The sequence below is a fragment of the Methanobrevibacter sp. genome, from assembly GCF_045130115.1.
Taxonomy (GTDB): Archaea; Methanobacteriota; Methanobacteria; order Methanobacteriales; family Methanobacteriaceae; genus Methanocatella.
This window is the reverse complement of record NZ_JBGUPC010000008.1, coordinates 31,430-51,638: the sequence shown is the minus strand read 5'-3', so window position 1 is coordinate 51,638 and position 20,209 is coordinate 31,430. Positions and strand designations below refer to the sequence as shown.

The following is a 20,209-nucleotide window of genomic DNA, read 5'->3' as shown; positions in this document are numbered from 1 at the left end:
TTCGTGGTCAATACATAATTGAGCGTTTTTCATGGAGTACATACAACATACTCTGGAACAGTATGGTTTACCGATTTGTTCATCTCTGGAACCGACACAGTGGATGAATGCAACACGTTTAGGTTCTTCACCGTCGGAAGGTTTGATTACGTGACCTCCGGTAGGTCCTGATGCGTTGATCATTCTTTCAATTTCCATAGCGGTAATTACGTTTGAGAAACGGCCGTATCCGTATTGGTAAATTCCGGATGGGTCGAATGGGTCGTAACCGATAGCAGCGACGATAGTACCAACTTCTAATTCAATTTCTTCAGGTTGTTGGTTGTGGTCGATAGCTTCTGGTCCACATGCTTGTACACATAAGTTACATTCGATACAGTAGTCTTTGTCGATTGTAGCACATAATGGTACAGCTTGAGGGAATGGGATGTATGCAGCTTTTACCATACCGACACCTTCGTCGTAGTAGTTAGGTATTTCGATAGGACAAGCTTCTTGACAGGATCCACATCCAGTACATAATGCTTCGTCTACGTATCTAGGTTTTTTCTCAACTTTTACAGTGAAGTTTCCGATGAATCCATCAACTTCTTTAACTTCTGCGTAGGAAATTAATTCGATGTTTTCGTGTTTTGCACAGTCTACCATCTTAGGTGCTAAAATACACATTGAACAGTCGAGTGTTGGGAATGTTTTATCTAATTGTCCCATACGTCCACCGATAGTTGGGTTTCTTTCTACAACGTAGGTTTTGAATCCCATATCAGCTAAGTCTAATGAGGTTTGAATACCAGCTACTCCACCACCGATAACTAATGCAGTGTTGTTTACTTCTACTTTAGTAGCTTCTAATGGTTCGAGTAATCTTGCTTTAGCAACAGCCATACGTGTTAAGTCTTTAGCTTTTGCGGTAGCTTCTTCTGGTAAGTCCATGTGTACCCAGGAGTCTTGTTCCCTTAAGTTTGCAAATTCAAATAAGAACTTGTTTAATCCAGCTTCTTCTACACATCTACGGAAAGTAGGTTCGTGAAGACGAGGGGAACATGCTGCTACAACAATTCTGTTTAAGTTTTTCTCTTTGATGTCCTCTTGGATCATAGCTTGTCCAGGGTCAGAACACATGTATTTGTAGTCGGTTGCGTAAACGACGTTAGGTAATGTCTTAGCATACTCTGCAACGTCAGGACAGTCGACTACTCCACCAATGTTTACACCACAGTGACAGACGTAAACACCTATCCTAATTTCTTCGTTATTATTTATTTCTTCTGCCATATTAATTCACCTTGTACAAGTCGTGAAAAATATCTAATATATATAAAAAATTGCAATTTAAAAACAGTTGTAAAAATTTTTACATAGTATTAGATATATAAATGTAGTAAATACACATATATAAAGCTATTCATAAAAGTCTTGGAGTAAAGTTTATATATGAGAAACTGAAATCTCTTTTAAAATAGCTTTAAACTTTAAATAAAAGTTTTTTATATTATATTAATCGAAATAAAGCATAATATTTATTTTTTGATGAAATGAAAAATTTAGGTTAAGATAAATTTTCAATTTTTTATTACAATAACATAATTATTGCCGGGAGTGTAATCAAAGAGATTACAGTGTTGATTAATATGCAGTCAGATGTCAATTCATAGTCGAGCTTGTATGTTATTGCAAGCAGCAGTGACATCATTCCCGAAGGCATTGCAGCCTCAACAATGGAAATCTTAAACTGAAGATCGATTAATCCCAGCTGTGTTGCTACAACGAATGCAACCAATGGGAAAAATGCCAATTTCATAATTGATGTGAACACAATCATGTATTTACTTCTTTTAATGGCAGAAAAGTCAATAGACAATCCTAAAGCAATCATGATTAAAGGAATTGCACCTTGACCCAAATAATTAACGGTATTATCAAAAACGGGACCGATAGGAATGTTAAAGAAATTAAATCCCAAACCGAAAATCACTGCCCATAGCGGCGGGAAAAAGGCAATCTTTTTTACTGCGGTCTTAGCGGTTCCGCCGAATTTCATGATTAAAACAAATGACAATATCAAAAATATGCATAATGTAGCCATGTCACAAAATATCGCTCTTAGAAAACCTTCTTGTCCAAAAATACCCAAGGTGACAGGATATCCCATAAATGCAGTATTGGCAATCATTACCGTTACCAATACGCTCCACAGTGTAATGTCATCCAGTTTTAATTGTTTTAAAGTGAAATATGAAACAATTCCTGTTACAAATGAAGATGCTAGAATAACAAATGGAAGAATGCCCAATTTCGAAAGAAGTGATAAATCGGCCGAATATATAGCATGAAAAATCATGCAGGGCATTAAAATATACATTACTATTCTGTTAAAGGGGTCTATATCCTTTTCACTTAAAAAATCGATTCTTTTAAGGAAATATCCAAGCCCAATCATTATGATGATTGACAAAATAGTAACTTCAATTTCATTCATGAATAAGTATTAGATAAAAAAAGTATAAAAAAGTTAAGAAAAAAAGAAAAATTAAAATTAGCTAACGATACCTTCGCTAGTAATTTTAAATACGCATTCACCTTCAGGCAAATGAGGGGAATCAACTAAACGTGCGATTCTTTTTCCGGCCAAACCTTTTTTAAGCCAGATTCTGTAAGTGGAAGCGTGACCTAAAACGTGTCCACCAATAGCTTTTGTAGGGCTTCCGAAGAATGAATCAGGCTTAGCTTGAACTTGGTTAGTTAAGAACACTGCAACATTGTAAGTGTTAGCTATTTGCTGAAGTGAATGCAAATGCTGGTTTAGCTTTTGTTGCCTTACGGCCAAAGATTCCCTTCCAACATATTCAGCTCTGAAGTGAGCCATCAATGAATCAACAATAACCAATCTGACATTGGCTCCGCTTTGGATAAGCTCGTTGATTTTATCGACCATTAAAATTTGGTGAGCTGAGTTGAATGCACGTGCAACATGAATCCTGCTTAAAACCTGTTCAGTGTCTAATTCGAATCCTTCTGCAATTTGCCTTACCCTTTCAGGACGGAAAGTGTTTTCAGTATCAACAAATACACATTCACCATCAAGACCTCCAAGTTCTTCCGGCAATTGAACGGTAACTGCTAATTCATGGGAAATTTGACTTTTACCAGATCCGAATTCACCAAATACTTCAGTGATGGATTGGGTTTCGATTCCTCCACCTATCAAATCATTGAATTCTTGGCTTCCAACAGTTATGTGTCCAACATCTTTTCTTCTTTCATCAACTTCCAATGCTGTTTCAAAAGTGATGTTTTCAGCTCTACGAGCAGCTTCAATAACTTTTTCTGCAACACCTTCTCCGATTTCAGCTTTCACTGACAACTCTTTAGGAGTAGCTGTAGCTAATCTCATCATATCAGCGAAACCTGCATCTTTTAATTTTTCTGCTGTTTTTTCTCCAACACCTGGCAAATCACTTAATTCAACCATAATTATCATTCCTTAAATTTATTTTCTAATAATATTTTTTCAAAAGTTTTTTAGGGTTTAACCTATTTTCTTCAGAATATTCATTAAAACTAACATTAGCAATAATCTCAATTGTCATACCGACTAAATCTTCAAGCTTTTCTTCAATTCCATAACCATCATCAACAAGAGAAATGATTTCATCTATATCTTTTTCTATCAGCTCTTCTGCTAACTTGCCAAAGAAGGTTACCGGAATTTCGCCTGTGTCATCTTCAACTCTTGTAGGAATCATAAGAGTATAATCAGGCTCATCAAAAATATGGCCACAATTATCGCATATGTATTCATCTTCGGACTCCTCTACATTTTCACGACAATTTGGACATTTTTTAAGTAAGATTCTGTCTGTAAATACCTCTTTAATTCTTGCGGTTATATGAACATTGGTATCATCTTCTAATAATGCTTCAATTGGTTTTTCAACAAATATTGATTCCATCAGCTCCTCTTGTGATGGCAATTCTTCTAGTTCTTTTTCACTAGGTTCTAAAACAGTTGTTCCACCAGAAACAGTAGCTTGAAGACGATTATCCATATCTAGAGATAAACGAGGGTTTTGTAATTTGAGAGGTTGGCCCATCTCTAAATCCATTTTCGCATCATTATCCCATAAAACCACTCTAATTGAACCTGTATCATCAGCAATTTCAATATTTCTAACAGATCCTGTATCACCATTATCCCTATCAAAATTACGTATATCATTTAATTCTATGACTCTTCCGATGATGATTGTATCCTCTTCATCTTCATCCAGGTCTTCAATTTTCTTATAATCATAAATTGCTTTTTCCAATGTAGCAAGTTCAGGAATAAACATTGCAGATGCTTGTTCTTCAGAGAGTCTAATAATTCTAGAACCACTGCCGATGTTTAAATCAACACTGTACATGCCCAGTCTGGTTCTGGCATTTTCGATTCTGTATGCCTCTCCTACTGCATAATCTCCTTCAGCCTTTTCATTCCAGAAAGATAATCTTACCTTACCGGATTCATCAGCAAAGAGTGCAGAGCGAACAATACCTACACTTGAATCATCCCTTTGGAATTCCCTAGGCTCTTCAAGTGAGAGAATTCTTCCGATAATGTCAATCTCAACACCATCCTCATCATAGTCGAACTGGATTTGTCCAATTGAAACAGGATGTAATTCATTTCTGATTCCATCCAACTCATCTATTTTATCGATTGATAGGTTATCGGGATTAACTGTAATCTGAGTGTTGAAATTGGTATTCATTGAGTATTGGCTTTGGGTGTATTGGTCATAACGGACATCCCCTCCGATGACTTTAATGAAATCTCCTTTATTTATCACAATATTAGTGTCATCGCCCCAAACAGTCACTCTTATCTCGCCTGTTGAGTCTCTAACATCAAAGTTTCTTAATTTACCTTCAGTATTATCAGTTTTTCTGGTAAATACTCTGATATCCTGGAGTCTTGAAACAACACCTATAATTGAAACATCTTTTTGTTCACTTAAATCGCCGATAGGCAAGAATTCCTGTTGAATTTCAGGAACATCGTAATCGCCTTTAATGATTCTTCCATCCCAATGGGTTAATGTGATTTCATTTTCACCGTCACGGTTTGGTCTTTCACGTGCTTGTGCCTGAAGAATTTTGACTGTGTCCCCATCTTCCAATTTTAAATCATTGATTAATTCAACATTTTTATTCCATAATGTGTAAGAGATTTGTCCTGAATCATCTTGTAATTCAAGAGATGCAACTTTTCCTTCTTTTCCATTTTTTTCATAGCTTCTGATAGTTGGAATTCTAATGATTCTTGCAATGATATTGACTTTAGTTTCAGGCTGAATATCAGCAATTTTTGTTATTTCTTCTTCATAAGCAGGGTATTTTGACGGATCCTCCTCCAAATGGACAAGAACTGATCTTGGTCTTAAGTTAGCTTCAAGACCGGAGTACCCTTCCTTGATGTCAACATTCTTAATCTGAATGATATCTCCTTCAGTGACATTTTTAAGCAATTTTATATTTTGAGTCCAGAAAACAGCCCTTATTTCACCGGTGTTATCTTTTAACTCAACATTTTGAACTTCACCACTTTGGCCTTTACGTGTTTTAAATGACCTTGGATTTGAAATTGAGATTACTCTTCCTGCAACTGTAACATCTCTGCTATTTGCTTCCAGTTTATCAATTGTGTCAACGGCAAATTCAGGTTTTTCAGAAACAATTTCAGGTTCTTCAGTAACTAGCTCACCAACAACCATGTCAGCCAAACTTGTATCGGTCATGAATGGATTATCTATTTCCTGTTGTCTAAATTTTTCCATCCTTTCAAAGAATTCTTCTTCAGAAAGTTGATCTTTCACCTTATCAAATCTTTCCTTAAGCTCATCAGACATCTGAGATGATGATTCTTCAGCTTTGTTATCAAAAATAGATGTGTCAACACCATTATGATTTTGAACCACTAGTTGTGCAGCACTAAAATCATCTATAAATTCTACATCTTCATTACTTGATTTAATTCTTTCCATTTCTTCTAAGAACTCTTCTTCAGAAAGTTTATCTTTAACTTTTTCGTATTCTTGTAAAATATTTTCTTGCATACCAAACCCCTCATAGAAAAGTTAATTATAATTTTATATTCATGGCCTATATAAAGTTAGAGAGAGAGCATTTGAAAAGTAATCTCACTAACAATATTATTAAAAAAATTTAATATAAATATTAGTTAAGTGAACATATGTGCCGATACACAAAAGTGCTAATATGCATTAGGATTTTTCTTTAAAACTGTCTTAATCATTATAGCCAAGTCCAGACCCATATGCCAGTTTTCTACATATTCAATATCATATTCTATACGCTTTTTAATTGAAGTGTCTCCACGGCAGCCGTGAATTTGGGCCCAACCTGTCAATCCAGGTTTTACTTGGTGTTTAACCATATATTTAGGAATTGTTTCCTTAAACTGTTCTACAAAGTAAGGTCTTTCCGGTCTAGGTCCAACAACACTCATGTCCCCCTTCAATACATTGAAAAATTGTGGCAATTCATCAACACTGGTTTTTCTGATTAAATCCCCAACCCTGGTTTTCCTTGGGTCATCGGGGGTTGTCCATTCGGATTTTTCTTCACTAGGATCCTGAACTTTCATGCTTCTGAACTTATACATCATGAAGGTTTTACCGTTATAGCCCATCCTTTCCTGCTTAAAGATGATTGGGCCCGGAGAGGTTAATTTAATAGCGATAGCTGTAATAATCATTATGGGTGATGTTATAGTGATTGCTATTATGGATATGACATAATCAGAAATGAATTTGAGGAACTTATTGAAATCGTCATCGAGCGGAACATAACGAATATTAATGATCGGAATATCTTCAATCATGTCAATAGACGGTTGTGCTGGGAAATATCTGATATAATCAGGGATGATTTCCGCCTTAATCCCCACTCTTTCACAACTTTCCACTAGTTCGTCGATTTTATAATAGTACTTTAAAGGAATGGCCAAAACAACTCTGTCATACCTATTGTTTTCGAGAATAAAATCCAACTGTTCAAATGAACCGATGACTCTGCTACCTTCTATTTCCATGCCGACATGCTCTAGCCTTCCTATAAATCCGCTGACGACAAATCCCAAATAAGGATTTTCACGGATCTTGTGGGCAAATGAATATGCCAAATCATTATCTCCAACAATCAGTATATGCTTCAGATTCTTGTTGTTAATTCTTAAATTCCTCAGAATACTTCTAATAATGAATCTTTCGATTATTCCAAAGAATGTTGCAATTACTGACAGCAAGAACAGCATTATCCTTGAAAAGTCCGGCTGGTTTATGATGAATAGAATTGAAACTAAAACAAAAAATGCTATAATATTTACTTTTATTATCTGTGTAGCTTCCGAAAATATGTTTTTATATGTTCTGCGAGGCTTATATAAACCAAATGCAAAGTATAAAATCAGATAAACCGGAATGACAGCCAATATTAAAAATAAAAGATAACTGGAAAAGCCCAAATGACCACCAATTGGACCAAACAAAGTAGTCTTAAATCTTAACCAAAATGAGCATAGAAGTGAAACGGATATCACTACAATATCGATTAAAACCAATAATATATTCAATGCCTTTTGATTTTCCTTTATCATATTAACTACCTAAAAAAACTAGTTTTATAATATATATTAGTTTAATATATTAATTAACTTTTCTTTTTAAACAAATTTAAAAAAAGTTTCAAAAGGCATAAAAGGGCAATGCCCAAATAAACAATCCAGTTAACAATGAATATTGATTCACCTGCATGGTGCTTTTTATAATAGATATACATTGCACGGTAAAATTCATAAATCAATTTTGATTTTTGCTTTTTGCTGCTTGCGCCTTTAAGATGGGTGATTTTTGATTTTCCATAGTAAACTATCTTCCAGCCGCCATGCTTAATACGATAACACAAGTCAATGTCCTCGCCATACATGAAAAATGTCTCATCAAGCAAACCGACCTGATTGAGTGCATCCTTTCTGATAAACATGAACGCTCCGGTAAGACAGTCGATCTCATAAATCCCATCATCAGCCAAATCGGTCAAATTATAATTGTCGTCTTTGCTTTTTGTAGGGATGTGGAACAATCTGAAAAAGGAATTCTTTACATTCGGAAAAGACCTTTTGCATGCCTTGTCAAGTTCGCCGCTTTCCAAAAGAACCCTGCATCCGCATGCTCCAACGTCCTCATGCTCTTCCATGTAATTGTAAATATCTTCAAGGGTATTTTCCCATACAATTGTGTCTGAGTTTAAAAGAAGTTGATATCTGCCGCTTGCTTGCCTTAATGCCTGATTGTTACCAGCTGCAAAACCGTTGTTTTCCTTTGAAGCTATGAATTTAACCTTATCCTTAAAATAATCCTTAAGGCGAGCTAAACTGTCATCTCCTGATGCATTGTCCACTACAAAAATCTCATATGAAAATGGATAGTCATATTCCAAAATGGAATTTATAGTATTTCTTGTTAACTCAAAGGTTTGATAATTGACGATTACTACTGAAAGGTCCATGAAACTCACTAGCTATTTTTTTATGAATTTGAAGGTGTTAATTATTAATCTGTATTCGATTTTAAAATAATTTTTCGTATTTCCTGATTTGAATTTGACTTTATCTATTTTGCTTCGAGTTGAAAGACCTTCCCTTATGCCTGAGATGTATGTCGAACCGAAGCCCTTTTTTACGAAAAACAGATATTTTATTAAAAATCCAAAAAATAAGAATATGAAATTCACGATCTTCATTGGAATAGGCTGGTTCTTATAAACTACCCATACATTGTTACGGGCAGCCAGGCGCACCTTAAACTCATTATATCTGCTTCCGGATGTAGCAGAGCCAATGTGATATACAACTGCATCGGGACATAGTAAATTCCTGTATCCGTTGATTTTTGACCTTATCGCCAAATCAACATCTTCCATATATGCAAAAAAGTTATCGTCAAACATTCCAAGCTCCAAAAGCAGAGCTTTCCTATACATTGCCGCACCGGCACAGGCTGAAAAGATTTCACAAACTTCTGTGTATTCGCTGAATCTGTGATTTTCTCCTGTTTTTTTAGTCCAGGCAAGCAGGTTATATTCATCTCCAACATCATCGATCAATTCCTTGTTGTCGTATTGAAGCATCTTGGCTTGAAGAGAAAAAATGTTGTCATCTGAAGACATCAAATCCACCAATGCTTTAATTGAACCTTTTTTAACTTGAGTATCATTATTTAAAGAAAATATGTATTCATATTGGGCTTTTCTGATTCCTTGATTGACTGCCGGTGCAAATCCAAGATTCTCTGTATTTTCTATGAGCTTTACCGGAAACTTGAAATTGTTATTCTTGATATATTCTCGGCTTCCATCGGTTGATCCATTGTCAACTATGATAACTTCACCTATGAGCTCTGAATCATTGTCTAAAGATTCGAAGAATGTTTTTAAAAACCTTTCCCCATTATAATTTGGTGTAACTACAGAAACCTTCATGCTAATCAATTGAATTTTTTAATCTTTTCCATGTCTTATAATATAATTTTGGACTTAATAAGAATAATTTTATTTTGGATTTGAATTTGCTGTCTCCTTCATATCTGGATAATTTTGAAAGCAAATCGAGTTCCTTCATTTTGCCGATTACTTCATCGAAATCATATCCATTGTAGAAAAAGTAATTCATGTTTCCAAATATGGCCTTTGGAATTCTGGAGGTTATTATCAGGTTGGCTAAGTCATCCCTACCCTGACTCCTGTAAAATTCCGCTAATTTCTCAAAAATATCCACAACTTCAAAGCGCCTGAACTCGGTTGTATTGATGGCTGACTGAGGGTGTTGGATGTAATAATAAGTGGCTTCATTGCTGATGGCAATTTCATCCCCAAAAAGCAATGCTCTGAGGGCAAAGTCAATGTCTTCGCCATAAACCAGATTAGGATTGAATCTTATGCCATTATCATTGATAAGGCTAGCCCTATACATCAGCTGCCAAAAGTTGAACGGCATTTCCATATTCAACTCTTTTTTTATAAAATCATCGCAGTACATCAGTTCGGCTGCAAAATGATGAGGCGATGATAACTTATCTCCATCCTTTTTAATGAATTGAATCATACTGAAATCCGTTTGGCCATTATATAATTCTGACAAATGATTTCCGGTGACATAATCATCCGCATCTATGAAAACCAAATACTTGCCCTTTGCAGCATCAATTCCACGGTTTCTTGCACTGCTTACGCCTGAATTTTCCTGATGTATGACATTATATGAAATTGTTGATTTGGACAATTTTTGATTAATGATTTCCAGGCTGTTATCGGTTGACCCGTCATCTATGACAATCAATTCAAAACTTTTAAAATCCTGATTAATTATTGAATCGAGTGTTGTGCCTATATACTCTTCACTATTAAAAACCGGAACGATAACACTAACATCAATATTATCCATTTTATCCCTCATTATTCAAAAGGTAATCTACAATTCTCTCAGATGAATGACCATCTATTTCATCAAATTGAGTCTTCACAAACTCTAATATTTTGCTTTTATCAAATTCATCATTTTTTATTGTGCCAATCAACTCATCAGATGTGTAAACGATAGGTCCTGGAACGGTTGTTTTGAAATCATAGTAAAATCCACGTTCATTTGCCAAATATTCATCCAAATCATAAGTGAAAAATACAGTAGGCCTATCCAAAATTGAATATTCAATCATTATAGATGAATAATCAGTTATTAAAATATCGCTGATTAGCATCAACTCCTGTTCGGATTCATATCCACTAACATCAATATATTTCCCTTTTGAAGATATGTCCTCTTTATAAAAGTTCTTTATCTTTGGATGAAGCCTCAAGGCCAAAACATAGTCATTTCCCAATTGCCTGTTAAAATCTTCTACATCCAAATAGTTGAATACGTTATTATATTTTTCCTCGTCTCTGAATGTTGGAGCATAGAGAATGATTTTCTTATCTTTGGAGATATCATATTTTTGACAAAAATCCCCTTTCAATTTATCTAAATCATGGTCTTCAAAGTAATAATCCATTCTGGGAAGACCCAATGCTTTAATTTTGGATTCCGGCATTTGAAAAGCTTCGCTATAATATCCGATGATATTTTCAGAAGTGACGATTAAACAATCCGTATTTTCAGAAATTTTGCTCAATATCTCTCTGCTTTCAACATCAACTGAGCCTCCGAATTTTTTTGATGCACCCGGAGCATGCCACAATTGCACAATTGTATTTTCATCTTTGAACTTCATGAAAGCAAGCGGGAAAAAGTTATCGTTTAAGAAGATGTACTTGGAGCCTGCCAGTTTTTTGAAACTGCCAAAAGATAATTTGTCCTTGTAAAAAAAATGGAATTCAAAGTTTCCTCTCTTTTCGAATTCCTTTTTAATATAATCCAGATTGCCTTTAAAGGATTCACGAGAATCAATTATAAAAGAAATTCTATTCTTTTCAACATCTGTATGTTTAAATAAGCTAAACATCAAACCATACAGTTTATGCTTCAAATATGACATGAGAATCTAATGTAAAAATGCTAGCATTCCGGGAATTGCTCCAGCCATTGCTTGGACACCTAAAATGAAAATTGCTAAACCGCCAATGAAATTGATTACCCTTGCATATTTCATTGCTATTTTTGTGCCGAATGTTCCAATTAAAAGCCAGCAAAAAACAGCTATAAAACTCAAAATAGCCAAGCCCAAAGGGTCAACATGTGCAGCAACACCCTGAGCCGCCAAAATCAAGTTCTCAATATTTCCAAAAACTATTAATGGTAAAAAATGCATTATTTCAGGATCCAAACTATTCACCCCTGATTGAAGTAATCATTGCTTGGGCTCCTAAAATGAAAATGGCCAATCCACCAATGAACTCAATGAAACTTACATAATCTATAAGTATTTGTGTTCCAAATGTTCCAATTGCCAACCACATTCCGACACAAATAAAACTTGCAATACCTAATTTAATTGGATTAACGCCTGCTACAACCCCTTGTGAAGATAACACCAAGTTTTCAATATTACCAAAAATAATCAATGCCACAAAAGGTAAATATTGCTCCAACATCCAAATCACCATTCCCCAAATAAAATAAATTAACATTATTATTTTATCAAAATTAATATATAAAATTATCTTAAATTATAATGAATCTTATAGATTAGGTATTGAAAACTAATTAATACAAGCGGCGTAAATCCTAGAACAATTTAAACAAAATTTGAAAAAAAATAAGAAAAAATGAATATTATAAAATAAAGAGGTATATTTCAAGTGTAAATTACCTATCTATTTGCATACATTTTCTCATAATATTCCTGATACTGCCCACTTTTAACCTGATTTGTCCAATCCTGGTTGTCCAGATACCATTGGATTGTCTCTTTAATACCAACTTCAAAGGTATATTCAGGACTCCAACCCAATTCATTCTGTATTTTTGTTGAATCAATAGCGTAACGCCTGTCATGACCGAGACGGTCTGTTACAAATTCGATTAATGATTCATCCTTGCCTAAAGTTTCAAGTATCAGCTTAACAATATAAATATTTTCCTTTTCGTTGTTGCCGCCAATATTATAAACCTCACCAAGCTTGCCCTCATGCAGAACCAGATCAATGGCTGTACAGTGGTCATGCACATGCAACCAGTCCCTGATGTTTTTCCCATCACCGTAAACAGGCAATTTCTTATCTTCAAGAGTATTTGAAATCATCAGAGGAATCAGTTTTTCCGGGAACTGATAAGGCCCATAATTGTTTGAGCATCTGGTAATGTTGATTGGCAGGCCAAAAGTCTCAAAGTATGCTCTTGTTATCAAATCTCCGCCGGCTTTGGAAGCTGAATATGGGCTGTTAGGCTGTAAAGGAGTAGTTTCACTAAAGTATCCGGTTTTTCCTAAAGTACCGTAGACTTCATCAGTGGATATCTGTATATACTTTTCAACACCATATTCCTTGGCGGCATTCAAAAGAACCTGTGTGCCCAGCACGTTTGATTTGATGAAGATTTCCGGATCGGTTATGCTTCTGTCAACATGGCTTTCAGCCGCAAAATTAATGACATAATCGCATTTTTTAACCAGCTCATCAACTACATCCTTATCCCGGATATCTCCTTTAACAAAAGTGTAATTGTCCTTGTTTTCAATGTCCTTCAAATTTTCAAGGTTTCCGCAATAGGTTAGAGCATCTAGGTTTATAATATGATAATCTGAGTATTTGTTAACCATGTATCTTACAAAATTGCTTCCGATGAAACCTGCTCCACCTGTAACTAAAATGTTTGCCATAAAAATCACTAATATTTAATTTTAGCCTCTTTAAAACTTTTCAATTCCGTATCCTTGTCTGATAAAATTATCTCATCAATTCCATCCAGTGGCCAGTCGATGGCAATATCTTCATCATCCCATTTTATTCCGCTTTCATCCTCGCCATGATAGAATTCTGTGCATTTATAAAGAAATTCCGCCTCATCTGACAATACCAAAAATCCGTGTGCAAATTTAGGAGGAATATAGAGTTGTTTCTTATTTTCCTCGGACAATATCACTCCACACCATTTTCCATAAGTTGGGGAGTCTCCTCTTAAATCCACTCCAACATCAAAAACCTCTCCTTTAATAACACGGACCAATTTACCCTGAGGATAATTTAACTGTAAATGAAGTCCTCTAAGCACGCCTTTTGTGGATTTTGATTGATTATCCTGAACAAAAGTTAAATCATGCCCTGCTTCCTTAAAATCATTTTCCTGAAATGTTTCCATAAAGTATCCTCTGTTGTCCTCAAAGACTGTAGGCTCTACAATAAACATGTCCTCAATTCCGGTTTCTATGAATTTAAATTTTCCCATAATAATCATCTTTTAGCTAAATTAAATAAATATTCACCATAATCGGTTTTTTTAAGTTCTTCGGCTGTTTTTAATAATTGCTCTTCATCTATGTATCCCTTAAGATATGCAATCTCCTCAAGGCAAGCAATATAAAGGCTTTGCCTTTTTTGAACTGTTTCAATGAAGTTTGCTGCTTCAAGAAGTCCTTCATGAGTTCCTGTATCAAGCCATGCCATGCCTCTTCCCAGAAGTTCCACTTTCAATTTTCCACGATTCAGATATTCTTCATTGACAGAAGTGATTTCAACTTCGCCTCTGTCAGATGGCTTAACGTTTTTAGCTATTTCAATTACATCATTGTCATAGAAATACAGTCCCGGCACGATATAATTTGATTTCGGATTTTCCGGCTTTTCTTCTATTGACAGCACATTCCATTCATCATCGAATTCCACAACACCAAATGCTTCAGGGTTATTTGTGTAATAACCAAATATTACTGCTCCTTCTTTAATATTAGTTGCCCTTTTGAGTATTTCAGTGAACCTGTGTCCATGAAATATGTTATCTCCTAAAATAAGTGCAACATTATCATCCCCGATAAAGTCTTCACCTATGATGAATGCTTCGGCTAGACCGTTCGGATTTTCCTGAACTGCATATTCAAATTTTATTCCGAGACTGGATCCATCACCAAGCAAATCTTTATACATCGGCAAATCTCTAGGAGTGGAGATAATTAATATTTCCTTAATTCCTGCAAGCATCAATACTGAAATAGGATAATAAATCATTGGTTTATCATAAAGTGGTAATAATTGTTTTGAAACCGCCTTAGTAATCGGATAAAGGCGAGTTCCAGAACCACCTGCAAGCACTATACCTTTCATAATATCACTTATATACTTTATACTATTTTAAATTTTAAAAAATCATTTTCATCGGCCGCATCTTGAAACGTGTCAATAATATCACTACTAACTTCATCAGCATTAACAAGTTCAATTTCACATTCCATCTCACATAAACAGTCGTATAACGCATCAAGATTTTTTCCATAATAATCTGGTAAATCCAAAGCATCCTTTAAATAGTCATGCCCCTCCTTTTTAATCAAATTGCCGTCCAATTGCATTTTAAACCTCTTTGAATGTATTGTAGTGATCATCAGTGTAATAAACCTTATAGTCTCCGGTATTGTATACTATCCTTTCAGCGCCGCGCTGTGTTCCATTTGCATTGATGTCGCATTCTATGTATTTGGAATCGCTGTCTGGAAGCACATGTTGCCTGTTGGTAAACCTGTCTCCACCAATGCTTTTTCCAGGAGCATATTTCTTAAGGGGTCCTCCATGCCATCCAAGACTCTGGGCTTCCTTTTTTGTTATATAGTTACTTGGAAGCTTATGAAACTCCTTAATGTAAGCTGAAACCTCATTAACAGTGCAGTACTCACCGTTTTCAACAACATTGACATCCCCTGCATCATCACTTCCAAAATTTAGAAAGTCGAAAAATCCAGCACTGACAGCCGAAATGCTGACAAAAGCGATAGCCAATGCAATTATTAAAAATAACTTTTTATTCATATAATCAACTCAATATATTCTTTGATTGCTTCCTTATAACTTCTAAGTGGTTTGAATCCTTTTTCTATCCAATTCCTATTTTCCAAAACAGAATAACTTGGTCTTGGAGCGGGTCTTGCAAACTCAGATGCTGTAACAGGAACCACATTGATGTCCTTGCCGGCAACCTCAAAAATGTATTTTGCAAACTCACACCAGGAACAGCTACCTGAATTAGTCAGATGATATACTCCATAATAATCCGTTTCGATTAGCTCTGAAATTCCGAGCGCCAAATCCGGAGTGTATGTCGGTGTTCCAACCTCATCATATACAACGGTTATTTCTGAGTGGCTTTCAGCCAGTTCAAGCATTGTCCTTGGGAAATTTTTACCGTTAACTCCATATAACCATGCAGTCCTAACAATGAAATATTTGTCAAGGATTTCCATAATTGCCTGTTCGCCCTTAAGCTTGCTTTTACCATAAACACTTATTGGCCCAATCTCATCATCTTCAACCCATGGCCTGTCATTTTTGCCATTGAAAATATAATCAGTACTTATATGAACAAGTGGACAGTCAACTTCCCTGCATGCCAGCGCCAAGTTTCGAACGCCATCCCCGTTGACCGCATATGCAAGGTCTTGATTCTCCTCACAGCCATCAACATCAGTATAGGCTGCAGAATTGATGACTATGTCAGGTTTTGCATCACAAATAAAGTCAATTGTATGATTTTTATCTGTAATATCCAATGTTTTGGAATTTGTTAAGATTAAATCATGATTTTTTAAAGCATTGATTAAATCATGTCCCAACATTCCATTAGAACCGGTAATTAGAATTTTCATATTATCACTTAAAACTTTTATATTAGTTTTTATATATCTTTGATGTAATATTTATTATTAAAGGAGTTGGAATTATGAAAGTATGTATTATTGGTCAAGGCTACATTGGACTACCAACAGCAGCATTATTCGCTCGTAACCACTGCGAAGTGGTTGGGGTCGATATATCAGAAGAAATGATAGAAAACTTAAATAAAGGAATTATCCACATCGAAGAGCCGGGAATCTCCGACATCATCAAAAAGGCTGTTGAATTGAAAGTATACAAAGCTAGCCTAACTCCTGAAAAAGCTGACGCTTTCATAATTACCGTGCCGACACCATACATCGTTGAAAACTATAGCTGTGATTTGAGCTATGTAATAACAGCATGTGAATCAATCCTTCCTTATATCGAAAAAGGAAATACTGTCATTATTGAATCTACAATAGCTCCTATGTCAACTGATGAAACAATCAAACCTATCTTTGAAAATGCTGGATTTACAATCGGAAAAGATTTATACCTGGCACATTGTCCGGAAAGGGTGCTTCCAGGAAAAATCATTGACGAGTTAATACACAATGACCGTATAATCGGTGGAGTGACACCTGAATGTGCCAAAAAGGCCGGTGAAGTTTATGGTCAATTTGTTGAAGGTGACCTGATGCTTACAGAAGCAAAAACAGCTGAACTTTCAAAATGTATGGAAAATACCTTTAGAGATGTCAACATCGCCCTTGCAAATGAACTTGCAAAAATTTGTGCTGAAATTGGAGTTAACGCTCTTGACGTCATCGAAATGGCTAACAAACATCCAAGGGTTAATCTGCACTCACCTGGTCCGGGCGTTGGAGGACATTGCCTTGCAATAGACCCTTACTTTATCTATGCAAAAGCGCCTGAACAGGCAAAAATAATCAAATTGGCACGTGACACCAATAACTCCATGCCTGATTTTGTCGTTGAAAATGCTAAAAAAATTATTCCAAATGGTAAAATCGCCATTTTGGGCGTTTCATATAAAGGCAATACCGGAGACGATAGGGAAAGTCCGGCTTATGAAATAATTGCAAAATTAAGCAGCGATTATGAAATAGCCATTCATGATCCGCACATAGCCAATCCTAATTTCGTCAGTTTAGATGAAGCGACTAAAGATGCAGATTTAATTTTAGTATTGTGCGACCATAATGAATTCAAAAACCTTGATTATGATTTGATTTCTAAAAATATGACTAATCCAATAATATTTGATACAAAAAATATAATAAAAGAAGTTCCAAAGGAAATTAAATTATTTAATTACGGGAACTTATTTGAACTAAATTAAAAATTAATTGATTGGTCTGACTGTATCTGATTGCCGTTCCATGCTTTTTGACTACTCCATTCCGCAGATGGTAATTTCCAGAATTCATCGTCAGGTTTTAAGCCTAAAGCTAAAAATACTGTACAGCATGCATAAAGACTGCCAGTGTTAATATTATCTTCACAAATTTCCATCTGTGATGCGTTTAAACCACAAATTAACCATCCTTCAGAGTTAAAGTTTTGATTACCTTCAAATTGTCTTTGAATAACTTTTGTAAGTGCACATCTAACTTGTGCAGGTGAAATATTTCTTGGTAAAACCTTTAATAAGGCAGCCTGTGAAAGCAAGTGGAAAATGCCGCAACGATAGGACAAAGCTTTGCCTAAAAGCGGATATGTTCCTTCAGGAGAAATAATTCTTTCAAGCTGAGAAGACAATCTTGAAGATCTCATCAATTGCACATCCAAAAATTCTCCGTCTCTAAGACCATACTTTCTCATTACACCAAGTATATCATTAAGCATAGGATGAATAACTAAACTATTGAAATAGCCCACTTCAAAATCAGTACCGTTAGAATAGATAGCATCTCCAACATACAGCTCATCCCTAAATTTAGAAACTGCATATGTCAGTCTTTCCATGTCACATTCACCGGTAAACTCTAAAAGAGTTGCTTCAATCATTGATGTGTATAACAGCCAATGATTTTCATATGGGGCTATAATTCTTGTATTTTTAAGTTCACGAATTAATCTAGCTTGAACATCCATAGGTAAATTTAGCCAAATTTGATTTTTTGACCTGAGTAATCCTTGAGCAAATAAAGCAACATCAACTAAAGATTGTTTAGGTTCCACAACAAAGATATAATCATTACTATTAGTGTTTACGGCATTTCTAATACATTGTAAAGTCAAACGAATATATTTCTCACGGACTTTACCCTCTTCAGAAGTATCAGCCCCTAACTCCAACCAAGGAGCAATACCGTTAAATACACGAGCAAAAGCTTCAAGATAAGCGAATTTTTGTCCTTCAGAAGTGCTTGATTCAAAAGGCATGGTCTTCCTAAGTGAACCTTTTGACAAATTATTCAGGACAGGGAATGCAATTTTTTGCAATGTTGAAACCCAAAAAATCCTATCTTCCCAAACAGGAGTTTCTTCCTCGATTATTTGAGGTTCTTCTTCTTTTTTGAATCTTTTAAAAAATGAGTTGCTCATGAATAATATTCTGTTAAACATTATATATAAAGATTAAAAAGACTTTATATATTTTGATAAATATAAATAATTATCATTACTAAGAGGTTAGAAATATGCCAACAATGTCTGAAAAAATATTAGCTAGAGCTTCTGGAAAAGAAAGTGTAGAAGCTGGAGATATAATTATAGCAAATATTGATATAGCAATGACCCATGATTTAACAGGACCTCTTTCTGTTGAGTCTTTTGAAAAAATAGGTGCCGAAAAGGTATGGGATTCCTCAAAGATTGTTATTCCATTTGACCATCAGGTTCCGGCCGATTCAATTGATTCCGCCAATAATCATATTTTAATGAGGGAATTTGTTAAAAAACATGATATTGAGCATTTTTATGATGTGAATGCAGGTGTTTGCCATCAAATTCTACCTGAAAAGGGTCATGTAGTGCCAGGGGACGTTATTGTAGGTGCCGATTCACATACCTGTACTCATGGTGCATTAGGCGCATTTGCAACAGGTATCGGATCAACTGACATGGCTATGGTATTTGCTGAAGGTAATTTATGGTTTAAAGTGCCTGAAACAAATAGATTTAACATTACCGGTGAGTTAAAAGATAACGTGTATGCCAAAGATGTAATTTTACACATTATCGGTGAAATGGGTGCCGATGGATCTACATACAAAGCCTGCGAATTTGCAGGAGATACCATTGCAGATATGACCGTTTCAGACAGAATGGTTTTATGCAATATGGCGATTGAAATGGGTGGAAAAACCGGTTTGGTAGAACCTGATGAAAAAACTATCGCTTATGTTGAAAAACGTTCCAATAAGCCTTACAAAGTGTTTAAGACAGATTTGGACTCATCCTCACTTAATGTAATTGATGTTGATGTTAGTGATTTGGAACCTCAAATTGCCTGTCCTCACAATGTTGATAACGTGAAGCCGATTGGCGAGGTAGACCAAGAGATTGACCAGGTATTTTTAGGCTCTTGTACCAATGGCAGAATCAGTGACCTAAGGGATGCCGCAAAGATTTTAAAAGGCAATAAAATAGCCAATGGCACTAGAATGCTGGTTATACCTGCATCAAAAGAAGTTTACTCAAAAGCATTGGACGAAGGATTAATTAAAATATTCGTTGATGCCGGAGCACTTGTGTCAGCTCCATGCTGTGGCCCTTGTCTTGGAGGCCACACTGGAATCATAGGACCTGATGAGGTAAGTCTTTCCACATCCAACAGAAACTTTAAGGGAAGACAAGGAAGTCCTGATGGAAAAGTATATTTATCTTCCGCTGCTGTTGCAGCCGCTTCAGCAATTGAAGGAAGAATAGTGGCACCGGAGTGATT

General features: G+C 35.4%; 20 protein-coding genes. 2 read left to right on the top strand and 18 right to left on the bottom strand.

What is annotated here, in order from left to right; genetic code table 11:
- From ACJMML_RS01735 to rfbD, 17 genes are all read right to left on the bottom strand, one after another.
- A partial coding sequence (locus tag ACJMML_RS01735; protein WP_405305681.1) for a 4Fe-4S binding protein occupies positions 1 to 1,275 on the bottom strand: 1,275 nt, incomplete at its 3' end.
- Between the two features lie 298 nt (positions 1,276 to 1,573).
- A complete protein-coding gene (locus ACJMML_RS01730; protein ID WP_405305680.1) occupies positions 1,574 to 2,479 on the bottom strand; it encodes an AEC family transporter in 906 nt (301 codons plus the stop codon).
- A gap of 57 nt (positions 2,480 to 2,536) precedes the next feature.
- Entirely contained in the window at positions 2,537 to 3,472 is a 936-nt protein-coding gene (gene radA / locus ACJMML_RS01725) for a DNA repair and recombination protein RadA (protein ID WP_296782346.1), read from the bottom strand.
- Positions 3,473 to 3,497: 25 nt separating this feature from the next.
- Positions 3,498 to 6,098: an OB-fold nucleic acid binding domain-containing protein gene (locus ACJMML_RS01720; RefSeq protein WP_405305679.1), complete on the bottom strand. Its 2,601-nt coding sequence runs from the start codon at positions 6,096 to 6,098 to the stop codon at positions 3,498 to 3,500.
- Between the two features lie 158 nt (positions 6,099 to 6,256).
- Positions 6,257 to 7,660 carry an undecaprenyl-phosphate glucose phosphotransferase gene (locus ACJMML_RS01715; RefSeq protein WP_405305678.1) on the bottom strand — a complete coding sequence of 468 codons (1,404 nt, stop codon included), beginning with the start codon at positions 7,658 to 7,660 and terminating at the stop codon, positions 6,257 to 6,259.
- 53 nt (positions 7,661 to 7,713) lie between these two features.
- On the bottom strand, positions 7,714 to 8,571 hold the full coding sequence (locus ACJMML_RS01710; protein ID WP_405305677.1) for a glycosyltransferase family 2 protein: 858 nt from the start codon (positions 8,569 to 8,571) through the stop codon (positions 7,714 to 7,716).
- Between the two features lie 12 nt (positions 8,572 to 8,583).
- Positions 8,584 to 9,543 carry a glycosyltransferase family 2 protein gene (locus tag ACJMML_RS01705; RefSeq protein ID WP_405305676.1) on the bottom strand — a complete coding sequence of 320 codons (960 nt, stop codon included), beginning with the start codon at positions 9,541 to 9,543 and terminating at the stop codon, positions 8,584 to 8,586.
- Between the two features lies 1 nt (position 9,544).
- Entirely contained in the window at positions 9,545 to 10,504 is a 960-nt protein-coding gene (locus ACJMML_RS01700) for a glycosyltransferase family 2 protein (RefSeq protein ID WP_405305675.1), read from the bottom strand.
- A gap of 1 nt (position 10,505) precedes the next feature.
- Positions 10,506 to 11,594 (bottom strand): CDP-glycerol glycerophosphotransferase family protein, encoded by a 1,089-nt coding sequence (locus ACJMML_RS01695; RefSeq protein ID WP_405305674.1) that lies wholly within the window; start codon positions 11,592 to 11,594, stop codon positions 10,506 to 10,508.
- A 6-nt stretch (positions 11,595 to 11,600) separates the two neighbouring features.
- Entirely contained in the window at positions 11,601 to 11,867 is a 267-nt protein-coding gene (locus tag ACJMML_RS01690; RefSeq protein ID WP_405305683.1) for a hypothetical protein, read from the bottom strand.
- Between the two features lie 16 nt (positions 11,868 to 11,883).
- On the bottom strand, positions 11,884 to 12,150 hold the full coding sequence (locus ACJMML_RS01685; RefSeq protein ID WP_405305673.1) for a hypothetical protein: 267 nt from the start codon (positions 12,148 to 12,150) through the stop codon (positions 11,884 to 11,886).
- 218 nt (positions 12,151 to 12,368) lie between these two features.
- Complete coding sequence (gene rfbB / locus ACJMML_RS01680) at positions 12,369 to 13,376, bottom strand: dTDP-glucose 4,6-dehydratase (RefSeq protein WP_405305672.1); 1,008 nt, start codon at positions 13,374 to 13,376, stop codon at positions 12,369 to 12,371.
- A gap of 8 nt (positions 13,377 to 13,384) precedes the next feature.
- Positions 13,385 to 13,942 carry a dTDP-4-dehydrorhamnose 3,5-epimerase gene (gene rfbC, locus ACJMML_RS01675; RefSeq protein ID WP_405305671.1) on the bottom strand — a complete coding sequence of 186 codons (558 nt, stop codon included), beginning with the start codon at positions 13,940 to 13,942 and terminating at the stop codon, positions 13,385 to 13,387.
- 5 nt (positions 13,943 to 13,947) lie between these two features.
- Positions 13,948 to 14,814 carry a glucose-1-phosphate thymidylyltransferase RfbA gene (rfbA, locus tag ACJMML_RS01670; protein ID WP_405305670.1) on the bottom strand — a complete coding sequence of 289 codons (867 nt, stop codon included), beginning with the start codon at positions 14,812 to 14,814 and terminating at the stop codon, positions 13,948 to 13,950.
- A gap of 17 nt (positions 14,815 to 14,831) precedes the next feature.
- Positions 14,832 to 15,059: a barstar family protein gene (locus tag ACJMML_RS01665; RefSeq protein WP_405305669.1), complete on the bottom strand. Its 228-nt coding sequence runs from the start codon at positions 15,057 to 15,059 to the stop codon at positions 14,832 to 14,834.
- Between the two features lies 1 nt (position 15,060).
- On the bottom strand, positions 15,061 to 15,513 hold the full coding sequence (locus ACJMML_RS01660; protein WP_405305668.1) for a ribonuclease domain-containing protein: 453 nt from the start codon (positions 15,511 to 15,513) through the stop codon (positions 15,061 to 15,063).
- Complete coding sequence (rfbD, locus tag ACJMML_RS01655; RefSeq protein WP_405305667.1) at positions 15,510 to 16,346, bottom strand: dTDP-4-dehydrorhamnose reductase; 837 nt, start codon at positions 16,344 to 16,346, stop codon at positions 15,510 to 15,512. Before rfbD ends, ACJMML_RS01660 begins: the two co-directional genes overlap by 4 nt.
- 74 nt (positions 16,347 to 16,420) lie before the next feature.
- Between rfbD and ACJMML_RS01650 the strand changes: the two genes are divergently transcribed.
- A complete protein-coding gene (locus ACJMML_RS01650) occupies positions 16,421 to 17,659 on the top strand; it encodes a nucleotide sugar dehydrogenase (RefSeq protein ID WP_405305666.1) in 1,239 nt (412 codons plus the stop codon).
- Here ACJMML_RS01650 and ACJMML_RS01645 read toward each other — a convergent pair.
- Positions 17,656 to 18,888, bottom strand: coding sequence for a DUF2264 domain-containing protein (locus ACJMML_RS01645; protein ID WP_405305665.1), 1,233 nt, complete (start codon positions 18,886 to 18,888; stop codon positions 17,656 to 17,658). The two genes, ACJMML_RS01650 and ACJMML_RS01645, sit on opposite strands and share 4 nt — an antisense overlap.
- 74 nt (positions 18,889 to 18,962) lie before the next feature.
- On the opposite strand from ACJMML_RS01645, the gene hacA reads away from it, so the two are divergent.
- Positions 18,963 to 20,207 (top strand): homoaconitase large subunit, encoded by a 1,245-nt coding sequence (hacA, locus tag ACJMML_RS01640; protein WP_405305664.1) that lies wholly within the window; start codon positions 18,963 to 18,965, stop codon positions 20,205 to 20,207.
- The last annotated feature ends 2 nt before the right edge of the window (positions 20,208 to 20,209 follow it).